The 18,282-nt window shown below is 71.6% G+C and carries 11 protein-coding genes; 5 read left to right on the top strand and 6 right to left on the bottom strand.

The window, feature by feature from the left end:
* Positions 1–150 precede the first annotated feature (150 nt).
* Positions 151–1,197, bottom strand: coding sequence for an aldo/keto reductase (locus tag ACZ3I4_RS26325; RefSeq protein WP_465384679.1), 1,047 nt, complete (start codon positions 1,195–1,197; stop codon positions 151–153).
* 89 nt (positions 1,198–1,286) lie between these two features.
* Between ACZ3I4_RS26325 and ACZ3I4_RS26320 the strand changes: the two genes are divergently transcribed.
* A complete protein-coding gene (locus ACZ3I4_RS26320; protein ID WP_465384678.1) occupies positions 1,287–1,883 on the top strand; it encodes a TetR/AcrR family transcriptional regulator in 597 nt (198 codons plus the stop codon).
* Positions 1,884–1,889: 6 nt separating this feature from the next.
* Here the strand turns inward: ACZ3I4_RS26320 and ACZ3I4_RS26315 are convergent, their stop codons facing one another.
* Positions 1,890–3,653 (bottom strand): AfsR/SARP family transcriptional regulator, encoded by a 1,764-nt coding sequence (locus tag ACZ3I4_RS26315; protein ID WP_465384677.1) that lies wholly within the window; start codon positions 3,651–3,653, stop codon positions 1,890–1,892.
* 263 nt (positions 3,654–3,916) lie between these two features.
* On the opposite strand from ACZ3I4_RS26315, the gene ACZ3I4_RS26310 reads away from it, so the two are divergent.
* Positions 3,917–6,442 carry a tetratricopeptide repeat protein gene (locus ACZ3I4_RS26310; protein WP_465384676.1) on the top strand — a complete coding sequence of 842 codons (2,526 nt, stop codon included), beginning with the start codon at positions 3,917–3,919 and terminating at the stop codon, positions 6,440–6,442.
* A gap of 97 nt (positions 6,443–6,539) precedes the next feature.
* Positions 6,540–9,074, top strand: a complete 2,535-nt coding sequence (locus ACZ3I4_RS26305; RefSeq protein WP_465384675.1) for a tetratricopeptide repeat protein — start codon at positions 6,540–6,542, stop codon at positions 9,072–9,074.
* Here ACZ3I4_RS26305 and ACZ3I4_RS26300 read toward each other — a convergent pair.
* A complete protein-coding gene (locus ACZ3I4_RS26300) occupies positions 9,052–11,376 on the bottom strand; it encodes a hypothetical protein (RefSeq protein WP_465384674.1) in 2,325 nt (774 codons plus the stop codon). The genes ACZ3I4_RS26305 and ACZ3I4_RS26300 overlap by 23 nt on opposite strands.
* Before the next feature lie 147 nt (positions 11,377–11,523).
* On the opposite strand from ACZ3I4_RS26300, the gene ACZ3I4_RS26295 reads away from it, so the two are divergent.
* On the top strand, positions 11,524–12,162 hold the full coding sequence (locus ACZ3I4_RS26295) for a TetR/AcrR family transcriptional regulator (RefSeq protein ID WP_465384673.1): 639 nt from the start codon (positions 11,524–11,526) through the stop codon (positions 12,160–12,162).
* A 78-nt stretch (positions 12,163–12,240) separates the two neighbouring features.
* Here the strand turns inward: ACZ3I4_RS26295 and ACZ3I4_RS26290 are convergent, their stop codons facing one another.
* Positions 12,241–14,448: an MMPL family transporter gene (locus ACZ3I4_RS26290; protein WP_465384672.1), complete on the bottom strand. Its 2,208-nt coding sequence runs from the start codon at positions 14,446–14,448 to the stop codon at positions 12,241–12,243.
* 254 nt (positions 14,449–14,702) lie between these two features.
* Between ACZ3I4_RS26290 and ACZ3I4_RS26285 the strand changes: the two genes are divergently transcribed.
* Positions 14,703–16,337, top strand: a complete 1,635-nt coding sequence (locus ACZ3I4_RS26285; protein WP_465384671.1) for a methyl-accepting chemotaxis protein — start codon at positions 14,703–14,705, stop codon at positions 16,335–16,337.
* Between the two features lie 14 nt (positions 16,338–16,351).
* Here the strand turns inward: ACZ3I4_RS26285 and ACZ3I4_RS26280 are convergent, their stop codons facing one another.
* Entirely contained in the window at positions 16,352–16,804 is a 453-nt protein-coding gene (locus ACZ3I4_RS26280; RefSeq protein WP_465384670.1) for a cupin domain-containing protein, read from the bottom strand.
* Positions 16,805–16,896: 92 nt separating this feature from the next.
* Positions 16,897–18,240 carry a ricin-type beta-trefoil lectin domain protein gene (locus ACZ3I4_RS26275; protein WP_465384669.1) on the bottom strand — a complete coding sequence of 448 codons (1,344 nt, stop codon included), beginning with the start codon at positions 18,238–18,240 and terminating at the stop codon, positions 16,897–16,899.
* Between the last annotated feature and the right edge of the window lie 42 nt (positions 18,241–18,282).

Below are 18,282 nucleotides of genomic sequence, written 5' to 3'. Positions count from 1 at the left end.
CAGGCAACGAAGCCGGATTCGGCTCCCCCGTTGCACGCAGTGAAGCTTCGGCGGCCGGGACCCGGTACACAACGGCCGGTTCGGGGAATTCTGGCGTTCCCGGCTTCGTGAAACCGCATTGAAGCCGAAATGAAGCCACCTCTCCGGCGATCAAGCCGCGCGCGCCACCGGCGAGGGATTGAGTCTCGCGAATCCTTCCTGACGCTCGTACGGGAAATGGGGGTAAGGGGCCGTGCGGGCGCTCGCCGCGTCGAGCCGGGCCACCTGATCTTCGGTGAGCGACCAGCCGACGGCGCCGATGTTCTGCCGCAGTTGCTCCTCGTTGCGGGCGCCGATGATGACGGTGGCCACCGACGGCCGGCGCAGCAGCCAGTTCACCGCGATCTGCGGCACCGCCCGGCCGGTCTCGCGCGACAGCTCGTCCAGCACGTCAACGACCCGGAACAGGTCCTCGTCGTCGACCGGCGGGCCGAAGGCGGCCGTCGCGTGCAACCGGCTGGCCTGCGGAAGCGGGGCCCCACGACGGATCTTGCCGGTCAACCGGCCCCAGCCCAGCGGGCTCCACACCATCGCCCCGACACCCTGGTCGAGGGCGAGCGGCATGAGCTCCCACTCGTAGTCGCGGCCGATCAGCGAGTAGTAGACCTGATGAGCGACATACCGGCTGCGGTGGTCACGGTCGGCCGCGGCCAGCGACTTCATGAGCTGCCACCCCGAGAAGTTCGAGGCGCCGAGATAGCGGATCTTGCCGGCCCGCACCAGATCGTCCAGCGCCGACAGCACCTCCTCGACCGGGGTTCCGGCGTCGAACGCGTGCAGCTGGAACAGATCGAGATAGTCGGTGCCCAACCGGCGCAGCGCGGCCTCGACCGAGCGGATCAGCCGCGTCCGTGAGGTGCCCAGCTCGTACGGGCCGTCGCCGGTCGGCAGACCCGCCTTGGTCGACAGCAGCACGGCGTCGCGCCGGCCCTTGATCGCCTGACCGAGCACCTCCTCGGAGGCGCCGCCGGAGTACACGTCCGCGGTGTCGAACATGGTGATCCCGGCGTCCAGGCAGATGTCGACCAGGCGTCGCGCCTCGTGCGCGTCCGTGCTGCCCCAGGCGGCGAACAGCGGGCCGGAGCCGCCGAAGGTGCCGGCGCCGAAACTCAGGGCGGGCACCGTCAGGCCCGATTGCCCCAGCCGTCGATACTCCATGACTCACTCCTCGTCTAACGGAACCGCAGTTCCCTTAAGGTGAGGCTACGATAGCAGCGAACGAGCCTTAACGAGACTGGAGACCCGTTATGACGGTCGGCACAATCCGGCCCGGGGGACGCACGGCCCGCGTACGGGCGGCGGTTCTGCGGGCGGCCGGGGAAGCGCTCGTCGAGACCGGCTTCGACCGCCTCGACCTGGCCGACGTGGCGCGCCGGGCCGGGGTCGGCAAGACGACGGTCTACCGCCGCTGGGGCACGACGGCCGGGCTCGTCGCCGACCTGCTCGACGACATGGCCGAGCAGTCCTCCCCCCGTACGGACTCCGGGTCGTTGATCGAGGATCTGCGGGCCAACGCCCGCCTCGTGCAGCGCACGCTGACCGACGCCCGGCAGGGTGCGCTGTTCCGGGCCGTGATCGTCGCCGCGGCCGGCGATGCCCGCGCGGCCGAGGCGTTGCACCACTTCTACGCCGTACGCCTCGCCGAGTGGGCGCCGTGCGTGGACGACGCCGTCCGGCGGGGCGAGCTGCCGGCCGGCACCGACGCGCGGGAGGTCGTCCGGGCGGTGTCGGCGCCGCTCTATTACCGCCTGATGATCAGCAAGGAGCCCTTCGGCCCGGACGCGGCCGACCGGGCGGCCGAGGCCGCGGCCGCCGCCGCGCGAGCCGGAGTCTTCACCCGATGAGCCGGGTCAGCAGGCTCGATCCAGCAGGGCGCAGTGCCGGCCGTACAGTCCGGCCAGCAGGCTGACCCGGTACAGGTCGTGGTTGAGCTGCTCGACCAGATGCACGCCGACGAGACGGTCCAGCTGCTGGCGTACGGCCGCGGCGGGCAGCATGGCGACCTCGGCCGCCTGCCCGGTCGTGAACGCCTTGCTGGTGTGCACGGCCAGCCGGCGGATCAGCTCGCCCGCGTCGGGGTCGAGCCGCCGGTACGACCAGGACAGCGAGCGCGGCAGATCACCGGACGCGCCGTCGCCCGCGTCGAGCGCGGCCAGCCGGTTCTCCTCGTCGAGCAGCTCGGCGATCCACGACGCCGGTGAGACGTAGGGCATCCGGGCCATCCGCTCGGCCAGAATGCGCAACGCGAGCGGCGTGCGGTCGCACAGCTGCGTGAGCCGGGCTGCCTCCTCGGTGCGCGGGTTGAGGCCGAGCAGAGCCGACGCCTCGGCCGGTTCCAGGCGGGGCACGGTCACCCGCACCGCGCCGTCGTGCACCACCAGGCCGCGCAGCTGATTTCGGCTGGTCACCACCGTGGTCGTGCCGGCGCCGGGCAGCAGCGGGCGCACCTGGTCGGCGTCGAGCGCGTTGTCGAGCAGGACGGCCAGCCGGCGGCCGGCCGTGAGCGTGCGGAACAGCTGGGCCCGGGCCGCGAGCCCGCACGGCGGCTCGGCCACGCCCAGATCCTCGAGCAGGACGGCCAGGGCCTCGGACGCCTCGAGCGGTGGCTCGTCGGCGTAGCCCCGCAGGTCCACATGCAGCGTGCCGTCGGGATGGTCGCCGGCGTTGTCGTGCAGCCACCGCACGGCCAGGGCCGACTTGCCGATGCCGGCCGGACCGTCCAGCACGATCACGGCGGCCTCTTCGTCGCGATGCCAGTCGAGGGTGGCGAACTCCTCGGCCCGCCCGACGAAGTGCGGGGTGCCGGCCGGGAGGGTATGCGGCACCACGGCCGGCGCCGGGGTCACCTGAACCGGGCCGTCCGCCACCGCCTCGGACAGCAGCGGGTGCGGGCCGGAGCCGCGCAGAATCTGCTGATGCACCTCGCGCAGCTCCGCGCCGGGTTCGACCCCCAGCTCGTCGATGAACCGGTGCGACACCGCCTGGTAGGCGCTGAGCGCCTCGGCCTGCCGGCCCTGCCGGTAGAGGGCGGCCATCAGCTGCACCCAGAACCTTTCCCGGAACGGGTGTTCGACGGTCAGCCGCCGCAGCTCGGGAACGATGCCGTCGGTGCGGTGCAGCAGCAGATCGACCTCGATGCGCCGTTCCAGCGCCACCAGGCGGCGCTCGTTGAGCGACGGCAGGTCCATCTCGTGCAGCCACGGCGACGCGACGTCGGCGCACGCGGGCCCGCGCCACAGGCCCAGCGCCGCGCGCAGCAGGCGGGCCTGGTCGCCGAGCCGGGGCGCCGACGCGGCCTCGCCGGTCAACCGGTCGAATTCGTGCATGTCCAGTTCGCCCGGCGCGACGAGCAGCGAATAGCCGGCCGGACCGGTGACGATCGAGCCCGGCCAGGGCAGTTCGTGGCGCAGCCGCACGATGTTGGTCTGCACCACGCGGCGCAGCGAGTGCGGGGCGTCGCCGGCCCACATGCGCTGGGCCAGCTGGGCCACCGAGAGCTGCTGGTTGGCGTGCAACAAGAGGGCGGCCAGCATCGTGCGAACCTTGCCGCCGGTCACCGGCCGCACCTGCTGATCGTGCTCCACCAGCAGCGGACCGAGGATCTGATACCGCATGCACACCTCCCCCGTGCGGCGTCCCTCGCCCCCATATGGGGATCGAACCGGGCATAAACGCCGCAGAGTCACCGCCCAACGTCTCGCCGGACGTGAGACCTGCCCAGACCGTAGACACCTCAGCCCGGCCCCGCTACCCCGCGGCCTCGCGGACGGGCCCGAATTCCCGCGCCTCGAAGGTGGACACCCGCCGCGTGGAGCGAGCCCCCGAGGTGCGCCGGGAGACGCGTCCGGCAGTGGGGCCCGGACCCTAGGATGGGTCGATGCCGATGCCCGCGATCGCCGCACCGCCCGATCCCGCTCAGGCCGGCACCCTGGACGAGGTGGCCGAACAGTTGCGCCGGCTGAAGGTGTGGGCCGGGGATCCGTCGTACGACACCATCACCGACCGGGTCAACGCGGCCTGGGACGAGCCGGCCCGACGGTCGACCGTCGCCGACTGTTTCCGGTCCGGGCGGCGGCGGCTCAACGCCAACCTGGTCGTGGCGATCGTCGAGGCACTGCATCCGGATCCGGACTATGTGGATCGATGGCGGCAGGCCCTGCGGACGGTCAGCGGAGAGATCCAGGCGGTCCTGCAGGTCCGCGTCCAAGACAGCCTGCCGCAGGACCGGCCCGGGTTCACCGGCCGCACCGAGGAACTGGACCGGCTGCGGCTCGCGCTCCGCGACGCCGACCAGGACGGCGGCGCGGTGGTCATCTCGGCCATGGCGGGCATGGCCGGGGTGGGCAAGACCGAGCTGGCCGTGCACGCCGGTCATCTGCTGATCCGCGACGGGCTGTTCGACCGGGTGCTGTTCGTCAACCTCCGCGGCTTTCATCCCGATCCGGCGCAGCCCCCGGCCGACCCGGCGGCGGTGCTCGACGGGTTCCTGCGACTGCTCGGGGTGTCCGGCAATCAGGTTCCGCACACGCTGGAGGCCCGGGCTTCGGCCTACCGCGGCCGGCTGGCCGGGACCCGAACACTGATCGTGCTGGACAACGCGGCCACCGTGGACCAGCTGCGGCCGCTGCTGCCGGACACTCCGGGATGTCTCGCGCTGATCACCAGCCGGCGCACCCTGACCGGTCTGCCCTCCGTCACGGTCGACGTGTTCACGCCCGGCGAGGCCACGGCGTTCCTGCAAGCGGTCGTCCCACAGGCCGGCCCGGACCCGGCGGCGCTGGCCCGGATAGCCGAGCGCTGCGGTCACCTGCCGCTGGCGTTGAGCCTGGTCGCCGGGCACATTCGCGGCTTCCCCGGCTGGACGCTCTCCGATCACGCCGACCGGCTCGACGAACGCCACCGGAACCGCCGCCTCGAGTCCGGTGTCGCCCTGGCCCTCGACCTGTCGTACCAGCATCTGCCGCCGGACCGGCAGCGGCTGCTGCGGCTGGCGGCGCTGCATCCGGGCCAGGATTTCGACGTGCACGCCGCGGGCGCGCTGACCGGCGCCGGCCCGGCCACCGCGGCCACCCAGCTCGGTCACCTGCTCGGGGAGCATCTGCTGCAGGAGGTCACCCCCGGCCGGTACACGTTCCACGACCTGGTCCGCGCCTACGCCGCCGACCGGGCCCACGACCAGGACGCGCCGGCCGCGCGCCGCGCCGCCCTGGCCCGGTTGAACGACTACTACCTGCACACCGCCGGCACGGCCATGAACACCCTGCACCCGGCCGAGACCCACGAGCGGCCACCGCTCGAACCGTCGCCCGCCGACGGTCCGGATCTCAGCGATCCCGAAGCTGCGGTGTCCTGGCTGGACATCGAGCGTCCCAACCTGGTCGCCGTCGCGGTCCACTCGCCGGCGCACGCCGTCCGCCTGGCCCGCACCCTGTCGCGATACTTCCGGGGCGGTCACCACGGCGACGCCATGACCGTGCACAGCCACGCCCTGCGGGCCGCCCGCGACGCCGGTGATCTGGTCGGCCAGGCGCACGCCCTCAACGACCTCGGCTCGGCCCACCGGCGTCTGGGCGCGCCCGGGCAGGCAGTCGACAGTCTCGAGCGGGCCCTGGAACTGTTCCGCCGGATCGACGACCCCGCGGGGCAGGCGGCCGCCCTGCACGACCTGGCCACCGTCATGCAATGGACCGGCCGCTATCCGGAGGCGGTCGACCGCAAGCGGCAGGCGCTGGAGCTCTACCGGCGGGCCGGTGACCGCATCGGCGAGGCCAACACGCTCAGCGGCCTCGGTCTCACCCTGGAACGGGCCGGCCGCTTTCCGGAGGCGATCGACCACTGCGAACAGGCGCTGGCGCTGGACCGCGAGATCGGCAACCGGCATGGCGAGGCCCAGGCGCTCAACATTCTCGGCGACATCGAGACACGGGCGGGCCGATACGAACTGGCCGCCGGGCACCTGCACCAGGCGCTGGCGCTGTTCCGGCAGGTCGGCAACCGCAACAGCGAGGCCGGGGCGCTCGACAGCCTGGGCTGGCTGCACAACCATCTCGGTCAGCCGGACCAGGCGATCGGCTTCCTTCAGCAGGCGCTGGCCATCTTCCGCGAGCTCGGCAACCGGGGCGGTGAGATCGGTGCCCTCAACGTCCTCGGCGAGGCGGTCAACGCCGCCGGACGATCCGCCGAAGCGATCGAGCACCACACCGAGGCCCTCGCCCTGGCCCTCGGCGCCGCCATGCCCGACGACCAGGCCATCGCCGAGGCCGGTCTGGGCCACGCCTACCGCGCCCTCGGCGATCACGTCCGCGCCGACGAGCACTACCAGCAGGCCCTGACCCTCTACACCGCGCTCGGCGTGCCCGAAGCCGACGAGATCCGCGCCCTCCTCACGACGCGGTCGGGATGATCGTGAGTCCTCCGCCCGGAGGGTGTGGCCGGATCGGCCGGGAGCTCGGCCGGGAGCGCTAGTGTCGATCCCGGCACGTCGATGCGATGGGAGACCGGTGACCGATTCGGAGGGGGCGACCGCGGGGCTGCCCGATCCGGCTCGGGCCGGCAGCCTGGACGAGGTGGCCGACCAGTTGCGCCGGTTGAAGGTGTGGGCCGGCGATCCGTCGTACGACACCATCACCGAGCGGGTCAACGCGGCCCGCAGCGAGCCGGCCCGCCGGTCCACCGTCGCCGACTGCTTCCGGTCCGGCCGGCGGCGGCTCAACGTCAACCTGGTCGTGGCGATCGTCGAGGCACTGCATCCGGACGCGGCCTATGTGGACCGGTGGCGGCAGGCGCTGCGGACGGTGGCCGCCGGGATCGAGGCCGTGTCGCAGGTCCGCGTTCAAGACAGCCTGCCGCAGGACCTGCCCGGATTCACCGGCCGCACCGAGGAACTGGACCGGCTGCGGCTCGCGCTCCGCGAGGCCCATCAGGACGGCGGCGCGGTGGTCATCTCGGCCATCGCGGGCATGGCCGGCGTCGGCAAGACCCAGCTCGCCGTGCACGCCGGTCACCTGCTGATCCGCGACGGCCTGTTCGACCGGGTGCTGTTCGTCAACCTCCGCGGCTTCCATCCCGATCCGGCGCAGCCTCCGGCCGACCCGGCGGCGGTGCTCGACGGCTTCCTGCGACTGCTCGGCGTGTCCGGCAACCAGATACCTCGCACCCTGAACGACCGCGCGTCGGCCTACCGCGATCGGCTGACCGGCACCCGTACGCTGATCGTGCTGGACAACGCGGCCACCGTCGAACAGGTCCGCCCGTTGCTGCCGGACACCGCCGACTGCCTCGCGCTGATCACCAGCCGGCGCACCCTGACCGGCCTGCCGTCGGTCTCCGTCGACGTGTTCACCCCCGGTGAGGCCATGGCCTTCCTGAGCGGGGTGGTCCCGCACGACGACCCGGGAGCGCTGGCCCGGATCGCCGCGCGCTGCGGCTATCTGCCGCTGGCCCTGAGCCTGGTCGCCGGGCACATCCGCGGCTTCCCCGGCTGGACGCTGTCCGATCACGCCGACCGGCTCGACGAGCGCCACCGGGTCCGTCGCCTCGAGTCCGGTGTCGAACTGGCCCTCGACCTGTCGTATCAGGACCTTCCGGGCGACCGGCAACGGCTGCTGCGGCTGGCCGCGCTGCATCCCGGTCAGGATTTCGACGCGTACGCCGCGGGCGCGCTGCTCGGCGCCGATCCGGCCGCCGCGGCCGCCGGGCTCGGCCACCTGCTGCACGATCACCTGCTGCAGGAGGCCACCGCCGGGCGGTACACGTTCCACGACCTGGTCCGCGCCTACGCCACCGACCGCGCCCACGACGAGGACCCGCCGGCCGCCCACCGCGCCGCGCTGACCCGCCTGGCCGACTACTATCTGGCCACCGCCGGGGCGGCCATGAACACCCTGCACCCGGGCGAGGCGCACGAGCGGCCGCCGCTGCCCCCGGTGACCACTCCCCTTCCCGACCTCACCGACCCCGGCGCCGCCCTGGCCTGGCTGGACACCGAACGCCCGACCCTGGTCGCCGTCGTGGTGCACACCCCGGCGCATGCCGTCCGGCTGGCCCGCACCCTGTCGCGATATCTCAAGGGCGGGCACCACGGCGACGCCCTGACCGTGCACGGCCACGCCCTGCGGGCCGCCCGCGACGCCGGTGATCTCGTGGGCCAGGCGCACGCCCTCAACGGCCTGGGCGTCGCCCACCGGCGGCTGGGTTCGCCGAAGCAGGCGACCAGCGATCTGGAGGAGTCGCTGGAGCTGTTCCGCCGCGCCGGGGACGCCGCCGGGCAGGCGGCCGCCCTGTACGACCTGGCCACGGTCATGCAGTGGGTGGGCCGCTATCCGGACGCCCTCGTCTGCAAGGAGCAGGCTCTCGCGCTGTATCGGCAGATCGGCGACCGGATCGGCGAGGCCAACATGCTCAGCGGCATCGCCCTCGTGCTGGAGCGGGAGGGCCGGTTCGCCGAGGGCATCGACTACTGCGAGCAGGCCCTCGTGCTGGACCGGGAGATCGGCAACCGGCACGGCGAGGCGCAGGCGCTGAACATCCTCGGCGACATCGAGGCGCGCGCCGACCGGCCCGAGGCCGCGGCCGGCCATCTGCACCAGGCTCTGATCCTGTTCCGGCAGCTCGGCAACCGCAACAACGAGGCCGGCGCCTTCGACAGCCTCGGCATCCTGCACAACCATCTCGGCCGGTCCGAGGAGGCCATCGGCTACTTCGAGTCGGCGCTGACCATCTTTCGCGAGCTCGGCAACAGGGGTGGTGAGCTCGGGGCGCTCAACGGTCTGGGCGCGGCCGCCACCGCCGCCGGGCGATTCGCCGACGCCCTCGCCTACCACGAGGAGGCCCTGAACACCGCGGTCGAGGTCGACATGCCCGATGAGCAGGCGTTCGCCCACGCCGGAATCGGCCACGCCCGCCGGGCGCTCGGTGACCACGCCGCCGCGGCCGGGCACTACCAGCAGGCCCTCGCGCTCTACACCGCCATCGGCATACCGGAGGCCGACGAGATCCGGGCCCTGCTCGCGGCTATGACTCCCGCAGGCTCTTGACCTCCTTCACGGCGGCCGCCCAGGCCGGATCCTCCGGGTAGCCCGAGTGCCCGGCCGTGGCCGGGTAGGCGATGTCGCCCGGCGGTTTGGCGAAGGCCGGGTCGACCAGCAGTTGATCAACCGGATCGGCGTCGCCGGAACCGAACACCGCGCCGCCGATGGGGTCGCTGCGGCGGAACAGGTTGCGCCACGGCGTGAGCTGGTGGCCGGGATCGGGGCGGCCGCAGAGCAGCAGCTCGGCCGTGCGGTCGAGCACGGCCGGGCCGAAGTAGGCGGGGAAGAACCGTGCGTAGAGCCGGCGCAGCGGGGCGCCGTAGGTGAGGAAGGCGACGCGGGCGCTCTGGGCGTAGGTCAGCTGGTTGACCACGGCCGCGCCGATGACAGCGCCCTGCGAATGGCAGGACAGCAGGACCCGGCCGGTGCCGGTGAGGTGGCCGACCCGGTTGATCAGCTCGGGCACCGCGCGCTCGGCGTAGCAGGGCGGGGCCAGCGGATGCGCCGCCCGCGGCCAGAAGGTGCCGAGGTCCCAGATCACGCCGATGAGCCGCCGGGTGTTGGCGTCCTGATAGGTCTGCCGGCCCAGATAGACCAGGCCGGCGGCGAACAGCCCGACCAGGGTGTCGCCGAGGTTGGCCAGGGCCCGGGGGAACTCGCTGTCGGTGATCGCGGTCCGGTCGATCAGGAACCCGGCGAACGCCCCGATGATGAGGACGACCGTGACGGCGACGAACCAGCCGGTGAACGTGCGGACGGTGGCGTCGAGGCTCGCCGTGGCCCAGATGCGGGAGATGGCCGTGACCCGGGCGCCCGCGGCCTCGCGGACCTGGCCGGGCGCCTCCGGACCGGGCAGGTCGACTTTGTAGGTCCTCTCGACCTCGGGCCGCATCTCCTTTTCGGCCGAGCGGCGCAGGCGCCAATACGCGATCCCGCCGAGCACCAGGGCGGCGAGGGCGACCGGGATGGCGAGGGCCGCGGCCCAGAAGTACGGCAACGACGTGACCAGCGGGTCGATGCCCTGCTGGCGGGGCTGCGGCTTGCCGATCAGATGCGCCACCGCGAGCACCAGCGAGGCCGCGTACGTGCCGCTGAGCGCCGATCCGAAGAGCATCAGCACCACGGTGGCGAATCCGCCCCAGGCCGGCGGCGTGGCGTCCGGCCGCTTCGGGCGCATGGCCACCAGGACCCCGGCCATCACGGCGAGCAGAACGGCCTGGGCGACGACGCTGACGTTGATCGCGAACGACAGCCAGGGCAGCACGGTCCGGGGGTGCCCCGGGCTGCCGGTGACCGCCGGGCGGGCGAAGAAGACCCAGGCCATGGCGGTGAGGACGACGACGAGCACGGCCCAGGGCAGCGCGCCGATGAGCCGGCTACGACGCTTGTCGGCCGCCGAGTCGGCCACTGTCGCCGGGCCGGCCGTGGCATCCTCCGAGCCCGGCCGGTCGGACATGCTGGGCAGGGTGGCCAGCACCAGGCTGAGCAGACCCAGCAGCAGCGTCAGGGCCAGCAGGATCTCCGCGCCGAGCTTCGCCCCGGACACGGCGGCGCCGGCGTGCAACGACGGCCAGTCGCGGGCGAACGGGGCCAGCACGAACATGCCGATCAGGCTGAGGGCCGCGCTGACGTGCACCGCCCGCAGCCGGCGGACGGGCCGGGCGCTGTTCCACATGTGCCGGTTCTCCAGCAGCGACACCTGGCCGTCCGGCCGGGCCTCCGGAACCGGGGTGGCCTCGTTGTCGCACCACGTGCGCTGGGCCAGCCGCCACAACAGGGCCACCACGGCCAGCGGGAACAGGGCCAGCAGGGCGATCCGCCGGTCGGGCCCGTCCAGCCAGCCCCAGGACAGGAAGCCCAGCCACCTGGTGTGACAGGAGTCCCCGCACTGCCAGCCGCCGAAGTCCATCGAGACGTTGACCAGGGCCATCACCAGGGTGGCCGTGATGGTCAGGGCGAACAGGCGCTGGACCAGCTCGCCGAACGCCTTCAGCCGCCCGCGCCGGTCCGCCGGACGGGCGTAGAAGGCCACGTTGACCAGCAGGAAGGGGATCAGCAACAGCCACAGCGCCCGCAGTTTGGCGCCCGAGGTCAGAGCGCCCCACGAGTACGCCTCGAGGGCGGTCCGGTTGTCGTCGGCCGCGACCGACCTCTCGGGCCACACCCGGCGGTAGAAACCGCTCGACGCGTCACCCGAGACGCGACGCACCTCCGACTGCTCGAGCAGCCTCTGCGGTGGTGTGCCGGAGACCCCGTGCACCCGCAGCTCGGTCCATTCGGCGCTGTCTTCACGCACGTACCCGGCCATAGCCATCTCCTGCCGACGGCTCGGTCTATCACGGCACCGGCCACAAGGTCAGTCAGGGATGCGATCGAATGATCCGGTGGGCAAAAGAGCCACTCGACTAACAGGCGAAAGCTTACGGTCGGTAGTTTCGGCCTGTACGCTGCCGGTATGAGTACCGAGGATGTCGTCGTGACCAGCCGCGCGCGTAACCGGCGCGGCGAGGGTGCCCGGCTGCGCGACGAGATCGTCGAAGCCGCGGTGGAACTGCTCGACGAGACGGGTGACGAACGCGCCCTGACCCTGCGGTCGATCGCCCGGCGGGCCGGCATCGCCGCGCCGTCGATCTATCGCCACTTTCCCGATCAGCCGGCCATCATGCTGGCGGTGGTGCGTGACGCGCTCGACGAGATGCATCACGCGCTGCTCGCTGCGCTGGCCGGCGCCGGGGAGTCTCCGGGTCAGCGCCTGCGGGCCCTCTGCCACGCCTATCTGGATTTCGCGCAGGCGCGCCCGCAGCGCTACCGCACGATGTTCGGCGGGATGTGGATCCCGACGCCGGGCGAAAGCTCGGTGACGGCCGAAGACATGACCACTCTGGGCCATGACAGCCTGCGGCTGGTCGCCGAGACGCTGACCGAGTGCGTCGCGGCCGGGGTCTCGGACAGCGCCGACCCGGTGGGCGACGCGGTGGCCGTCTGGCTCGGCCTGCACGGGCTGGCCCACCAGCGCGCCGTCAGCTACCGCCTGCCCACGCCGCCGGACATCGAGGACCGCATGATCACCGTGCTGGCCCGCCTGACCGGGTGAGGCCAGGCCGCGGGGGCCGCCCCCCGAACACGACGATCCGGGGCGCCGGCTCGAGCCGGCGCCCCGGAGGAGCATTTGTCAGCGGGCCGCCGTGACGACGGGCCTCTCCGTCTCGGGCATCTCGTCGCCGTCGGACTCCCGGATGCCGTACCGGTCGTAGAAGCGGCGCAGCGGCGGCGGCGCCCACCAGCTGGCGTTGCCCAGCAGCCGCATGGTGGCCGGGACGAGCAGGATCCGGACGATCGTGGCGTCGATGACGATGGCGATCACCATCGCGACGCCGAGCATCTTGATGAAGATGATCCCGGACAGCGAGAAGGCGCCGATCACCACCAGCAGCAGCAGGGCGGCGCTGGTGATGATGCCGCCGGTGCGCTGCAGGCCGGTCGCCACCGCGGTGGTGTTGTCACCGGTCAGGTCGTACTGCTCGCGAACCCGGGACATCAGGAAGACCTCGTAGTCCATCGAGAGCCCGAAGACGAGCGCCAGGATCAGGATGGGCTGGGTGGCCTCGATCGTGCCGGTCGAGGTGAAGCCGAGCAGGCCGGACAGGTTGCCGTCCTGGAAGATCCAGACCAGCGCGCCGAACGAGGCGCCCAGCGACAGCATGTTCATCACCACCGCCTTGATCGGCATGACCACCGAGCCGAAGGCGAGGAACAGCAGGACGAAGGTCATCGCCACCACCAGCAACGCCATCCACGGCAGCAGCGAGCCGAGGCCGGCCAGCAGGTCGGCCAGGACCGCGGTGGGGCCACCGACGAGAACCGAGCCGCCGTCGGGCACCGGCACGGCACGGACGCCGGCCAGCACCTCGCGGGCATCGGCCGACAGCGGGTCGCCCCGATATCCGACGGCGACGCGGGCCGTCGCGCCGGCGGAGTTGGCCACGGCGGCCGAGTCCACGCCGGACACCGCGGACAGCCGGCCGACGTACGCGTCCAACGCGGTCTTGCCCGCGGGAGAGGTCACGTCGGCGGGCAGGGCGACCACCGCTTCGATCGGCGGGGTGGGCGAGGCCGGGAAGTCCGCGCGGATCGTCTCGGAAACCACCCGGCTGGGCACGCCGGCCGGCAGGGCCCGCTCGTCGACGCCGCCGAACTGGATCTGGCTGAACGGCAGCGCCAGCCCGGCCAGCACACCGACCACGAGCACGACGGTCAGGACGGGACGGCGCATGACGCCGTGCGCGATGCGGGCCCAGATTCCGGTGCCGGCCGCGGCGGTGACCGTGGTGGCCGAACGCTTGCCACGGAGCCGGCGCAACAGCGGGCGTACGGAAAACGCGTCGACCTTGGTGCCGAGCATCGCCAGCAGCGCCGGAAGCAGCGTCAGAGCGGCGATCATCGCGATCAGGACGGCGCTCATGCCGCCGAAGCCCATCGACCGCAGGAACACCTGCGGGAAGATCAGCAGGCCGGCGAGCGACAGCGCCACCGTGATCCCGGAGACCGCGACCGTACGGCCGGCGGTGGCCATCGTGCGCACCACCGCCTCCTCGATGGTCGGCTGCCGGCGGATCTCCTCACGGAACCGGCTCACCATGAAAAGCCCGTAGTCGATGGCCAGGCCAAGCCCGAGGATCGTCACGACGTTGACGGCGAAGACCGACACGTCGGTGACCTGCGCGAAGCCGCGCAGGGCGGTGAACGCGCCGAGGATCGCCACACCGCCGATGGCCAGGGGCAGACCGGCGGCCGCGAGGCTGCCGAAGATCAGCAGGAGCAGGACGGCCAGGACCGGCAGGGAGATCATCTCGGCCCGTGCGATGTCCTCGCTCGTCTGCTCGCTGATGTCCCGGTTGACCGTCTCGCCGCCACCGATCTCCACCTCGAGGCCGGGGGCGGCCAGCCGCCCCTCGATCCGCTCGAGGTTCGCGGTGCGCTGCTCGGCGTCGCCGGCCAGCGTGAGGACGGCGTACGTGGCCCGCCGGTCGTTACTGACCAGCGCGGGCGCCCCGGTCTCGAAGAACGTCACCGCCCGGGTGACCGCGTCGGCGGGCAACGCCGCCACCGTGTCGTTCACCGCCCGCTCGTACGCGGGATCGTCGACCGTCATCGACGGGCTCGACCACAGGACCAGGACGTCGGCGGCATCGCGGCCGAGCGCCTTTTCGGCGACCGCGACCGCACGGGAACTCTCGCTGCCCGGGTCGTCGAACCCGCCGTCGGACATCGCACCGAACACGCCGGTTCCCCACAACCCGGCGAAGACCAGAAAGGCGAGAAAGACCGCCACCACCCATCGGCGGCGGCGGTACATCGCCCGGCCCAACGACTCGAACATGCTATCTCCCCGGTCACTCACACATAGTGAAGTATCGTGCGTGAACTAACATGCGTTAGCTAACGAGCGTTACTCTGACGGCAGGCGGAAGCAATGTCAAGAAAGCCAAGGAGTTTTGGGCGGTCGGCCGGGACTTCACCGGTGCGGGTTTTTCGCAAATCGAGCCACGAGCCTCGCGAGCCGCACGCATAGTAAGGGCGACAGCCGATGCCCCGGCCGTCCAGCTCCGCCGCTCATCCAGAAGAGGTATCCCCATGAGTGCGATGGCCGTTGCCGACATGGGCCCGGCGCACCCGCGCCGCCGCGCCTTCTTCGCCGACCTCAGCGTCAACATCAAGGTGCTGACCGCGGTCGCCCTGGCCGCGCTCGTCGCCCTGATCGTGGGTGTGATCGGGCTCGTCTCGCTGAGCAGCGCCAGCGACTCGGCCCAGCTGATCTACAAAGACAACGTCTCCGGCATCAGGGCCATCGGACAGGTCAAGTTCCTCCTGACCAAAGCCCGGTCCGACGTCGCCAACCAGGCAGTGTCGCTCACCCCGCAGACGACGCAGCAGTTCACCGATGACGTCGCGGCCGACTTCACGGCCCTGGACGCGGCGCTCAAGGCTTACCGCGAGACCGGGACGTCCGCCGACCCGACGCTGATCAACGCCACCGAGTCCGGCGTGGCAACGTACATGGGCCTGGTGCGGAACAAACTGCTCCCGGCCGGCACCCGCAAAGACATCGCAACCTGGGTGAGGGTCCGCAAGAACGAGACCCTGCCGGTCCTCAACACCCTGTACGACCAGTTGGCCGGCCTGGAGGAGTCGGAGAGCGCGGCCGCGTCCCACAACGCCGCGTCGGCGAAGTCGGGCTTCGAGTCCAGCCGCACCACGTCGATCGCCACGCTGACCATCGGCATCCTGGTCGCCCTGGGCATGGGCATCGTGGTGGCCCGCAAGATCGTTCAGTCGCTGGGCAAGGTCACGTACGTCTGCGACGGTCTCGCCGACGGCGATCTCACCCGCCACACCGGCCTCGACACCCGCGACGAACCCGGCCGGATGGCCCGCGCGCTGGACACCGCGATGGCCCGGCTGAGAACCACGGTGACCACCATCGAGGGCTCGGCCGCCTCTCTGGCCGGCGCCTCCGAGCAGATGACCGGCACGGCGGCCCAGATCGCGTCGTCGGCCGAGCAGACCTCGGTGCAGGCCCAAGCCGTCTCGGCCGCCGCCGAACAGGTCTCCCGCAGCGTCGAAACCGTCTCCGCGGGCAGCGAGGAAATGGGCGCGTCCATTCGCGAGATCTCCCAGAACGCCGCCGAAGCCGCCCGCGTCGCCTCCGAAGCCGTCACCGTCACCGCCGCCACCTCAGCCACCATGGGCAAACTCGGCGACTCCTCGGCCGAAATCGGCAACGTCATCAAAACCATCACCGCCATCGCCGAACAAACCAACCTGCTCGCCCTCAACGCCACCATCGAAGCCGCCCGCGCCGGCGACGCCGGCAAAGGCTTCGCCGTGGTCGCCTCCGAAGTCAAAGACCTGGCCCAGGAAACCGCCCGAGCCACCGAAGACATCTCCCGCCGCGTCGAAGCCATCCAGGCCGACACCAGCGGCGCAGTCATGGCCATCGAAGAAATCTCCCAGGTCATCCAGCGGATCAGCGACTTCCAGACCACCATCGCCTCGGCCGTCGAGGAACAGACCGCCACCACCGCCGAGATGAACCGCAGCGTCTCCGAAGCCGCCGGCGGCACCGGAGAGATCGCCAGCACCATCACCGGCGTCGCCGAGGCCGCCCGGATGACCAGCCAGGGTGTCGCCGAGACCCAGCAGGCCACGGCCGAACTGGCCCGCATGTCGAACGAGCTCAGCGGCCTGGTGGCGACCTTCCGGCTCTGAGCCGGCGCGGTGGCTCAGGAGGCGTTGAGCCCGAAACGCCGTACGACGTCGGCCAGCCACGGCGTCTCCACGAACTCGAGCCCGTGCTCGGCGGCGAGGGCCGCGCCGCGTTCCGGGTCGGCCTCCCCCGCCTCGAGCATGTCGGCGACCGCCCGGAAGAACAGCTCGAAGCCGGCCGGGCTGATCACCTCGATCATGCGGGCGGGCGCCGGCCCGGCGTTCCACATGGCGTGGGCCTCGCCGCGCGGCTTGGCGATGCAGCCGCCCGCCCCGAGCACGGCTTCCCGGTCGCCCGACCGGAAGCCGATGAGGCCCTCGGTCACGATCGAATACTCGTCCTCGCGGGTGTGGAGGTGTGGCGGCACGAGAGCGCCGGGCGGGAACTCGTGCTCGACGATCGCGAGGGCGCCGCCGGTGTCGGCTCCCCAGAGCTTGAAGTCCACCGTGATGGCGCCGAGGCTGCCCATGCTGTCCTCCCATGCACCTTTGTGGTCCATGGAGTGTCGAGTCCGGCCGGAGGGACGTCAAGCAAAAAAGACCGGCCGGACTCGTCCTCGGGTCAGCCGCGGCGCCACTTCTGGTTGGCGCCGCCGACACAGGTCCACAGGTGCAGAAGGGCGCCGTTGTCGGGCTTCCACTCCGCGATGTCGACGCACTTGTCGGCCTGAGGATTGACCAGGTCGCCGGCGCCGCTGAGAACGAACTGCTGGGCGGCGGTTCCGTTGCAGGTGTAGATCTGCACGGCGGCGCCGTCGTTGGTGGCGGCGTCGGCCACGTCCAGGCACTTGTTGTTCTCGGTGCGCACGGTGCCGTCGACGAACTGCCACTTCTGGTTGGTGCCGTCGGTGCAGTCCCACACGTGCACGCGCTGGCGGTCGTTGAAGTTCCAGTTCGGCACGTCGATGCACTTGTTGTTCCAGTTGCTGACGATCCGCGTCGTGCCGGTCGGCGGGGTGTCCGGTGTGCCCGCGGTGCAGCCGTTGTCCGCGGTCACGTTGTCGGTGTGGGTGGTGCCGGCCGACCGGTACGCGTTGACCCGCGCGGTGGCCTCGGCCGGGGTCAGCACCTGCTTCTTGGCGTGGAAGACGTAGTCGATGTTCTCGTGCCAGACGCTGGTGCCACCGGCGGTGTGCCCGGTCAGGTCGATGAACCACTGATTGAAGTCGATCGACATGTTCTGCCGGGGATAGAACTTGCCGCCGTGGGTGCCGACGAGCTGGCCGTCGATGTAATAGCGGATCTCGCCGTTGGCCACAGTCGCCATCACGTCACGCCAGCCGGCGATGCTGCGGTTCTGCTTGCTGTACTGCCGGTCCTGCACCCACGGGTCGGCCTGGTAGGTGTACCAGCTGGTCTGGAAGTTCGTCGGTCCGCTCTCGCCCCAGCCCCCGTTGGGCAGGTATTCGGAGAAGTCGAGCTCGCTGTAGATCGGGTCGAACGCGTACCGCAGCGGCGAGATCGTGTAGAAGGTCTGGTTCACGAGGTCGCCGCCGGGTCCGGAGGCCGGGGTGTCGGCGAACTTGATCCGGGCGAAGTAGGTGCCCTCGAAGAACCGCCGGTCCGACAGTGACATCTCGGCGTGCGTGGTGCCCCCGGCCGTGCCGTTGGTGGTGGCCTGCAGCCGGGCCACCTTCTGACCGTCCACGGTGGGGAACGAGATGTTGCCGGCCGTCCAGCTCGCGCCGGGCACGCCCGGGCCGCCCGCGTTGGTGCGCACATGCCAGCCGCGCTGGCCGAGGGCCGGGTCGGCGGCGGAGGCGTACGAGAAATCGTCGAAGAGGACACCGCAGGACACCGCGGCGTGGGCGGGCTGAGCGTCGGAAAGGCCGGTTGCGGTCAGGCCTACGGCCACCGCCAGCGCGGCGGCGGCGTGCACCGTGCGGCGTATCAGGGCATGTGTCATCGCGAGAGGACTCCTTGGGGAAGGGACTCCGGGGGGATCGGG

The organism is Actinoplanes sp. NPDC021490 (genome assembly GCF_055562135.1).
This window is presented reverse-complemented; position numbering and strand designations above follow the sequence as displayed.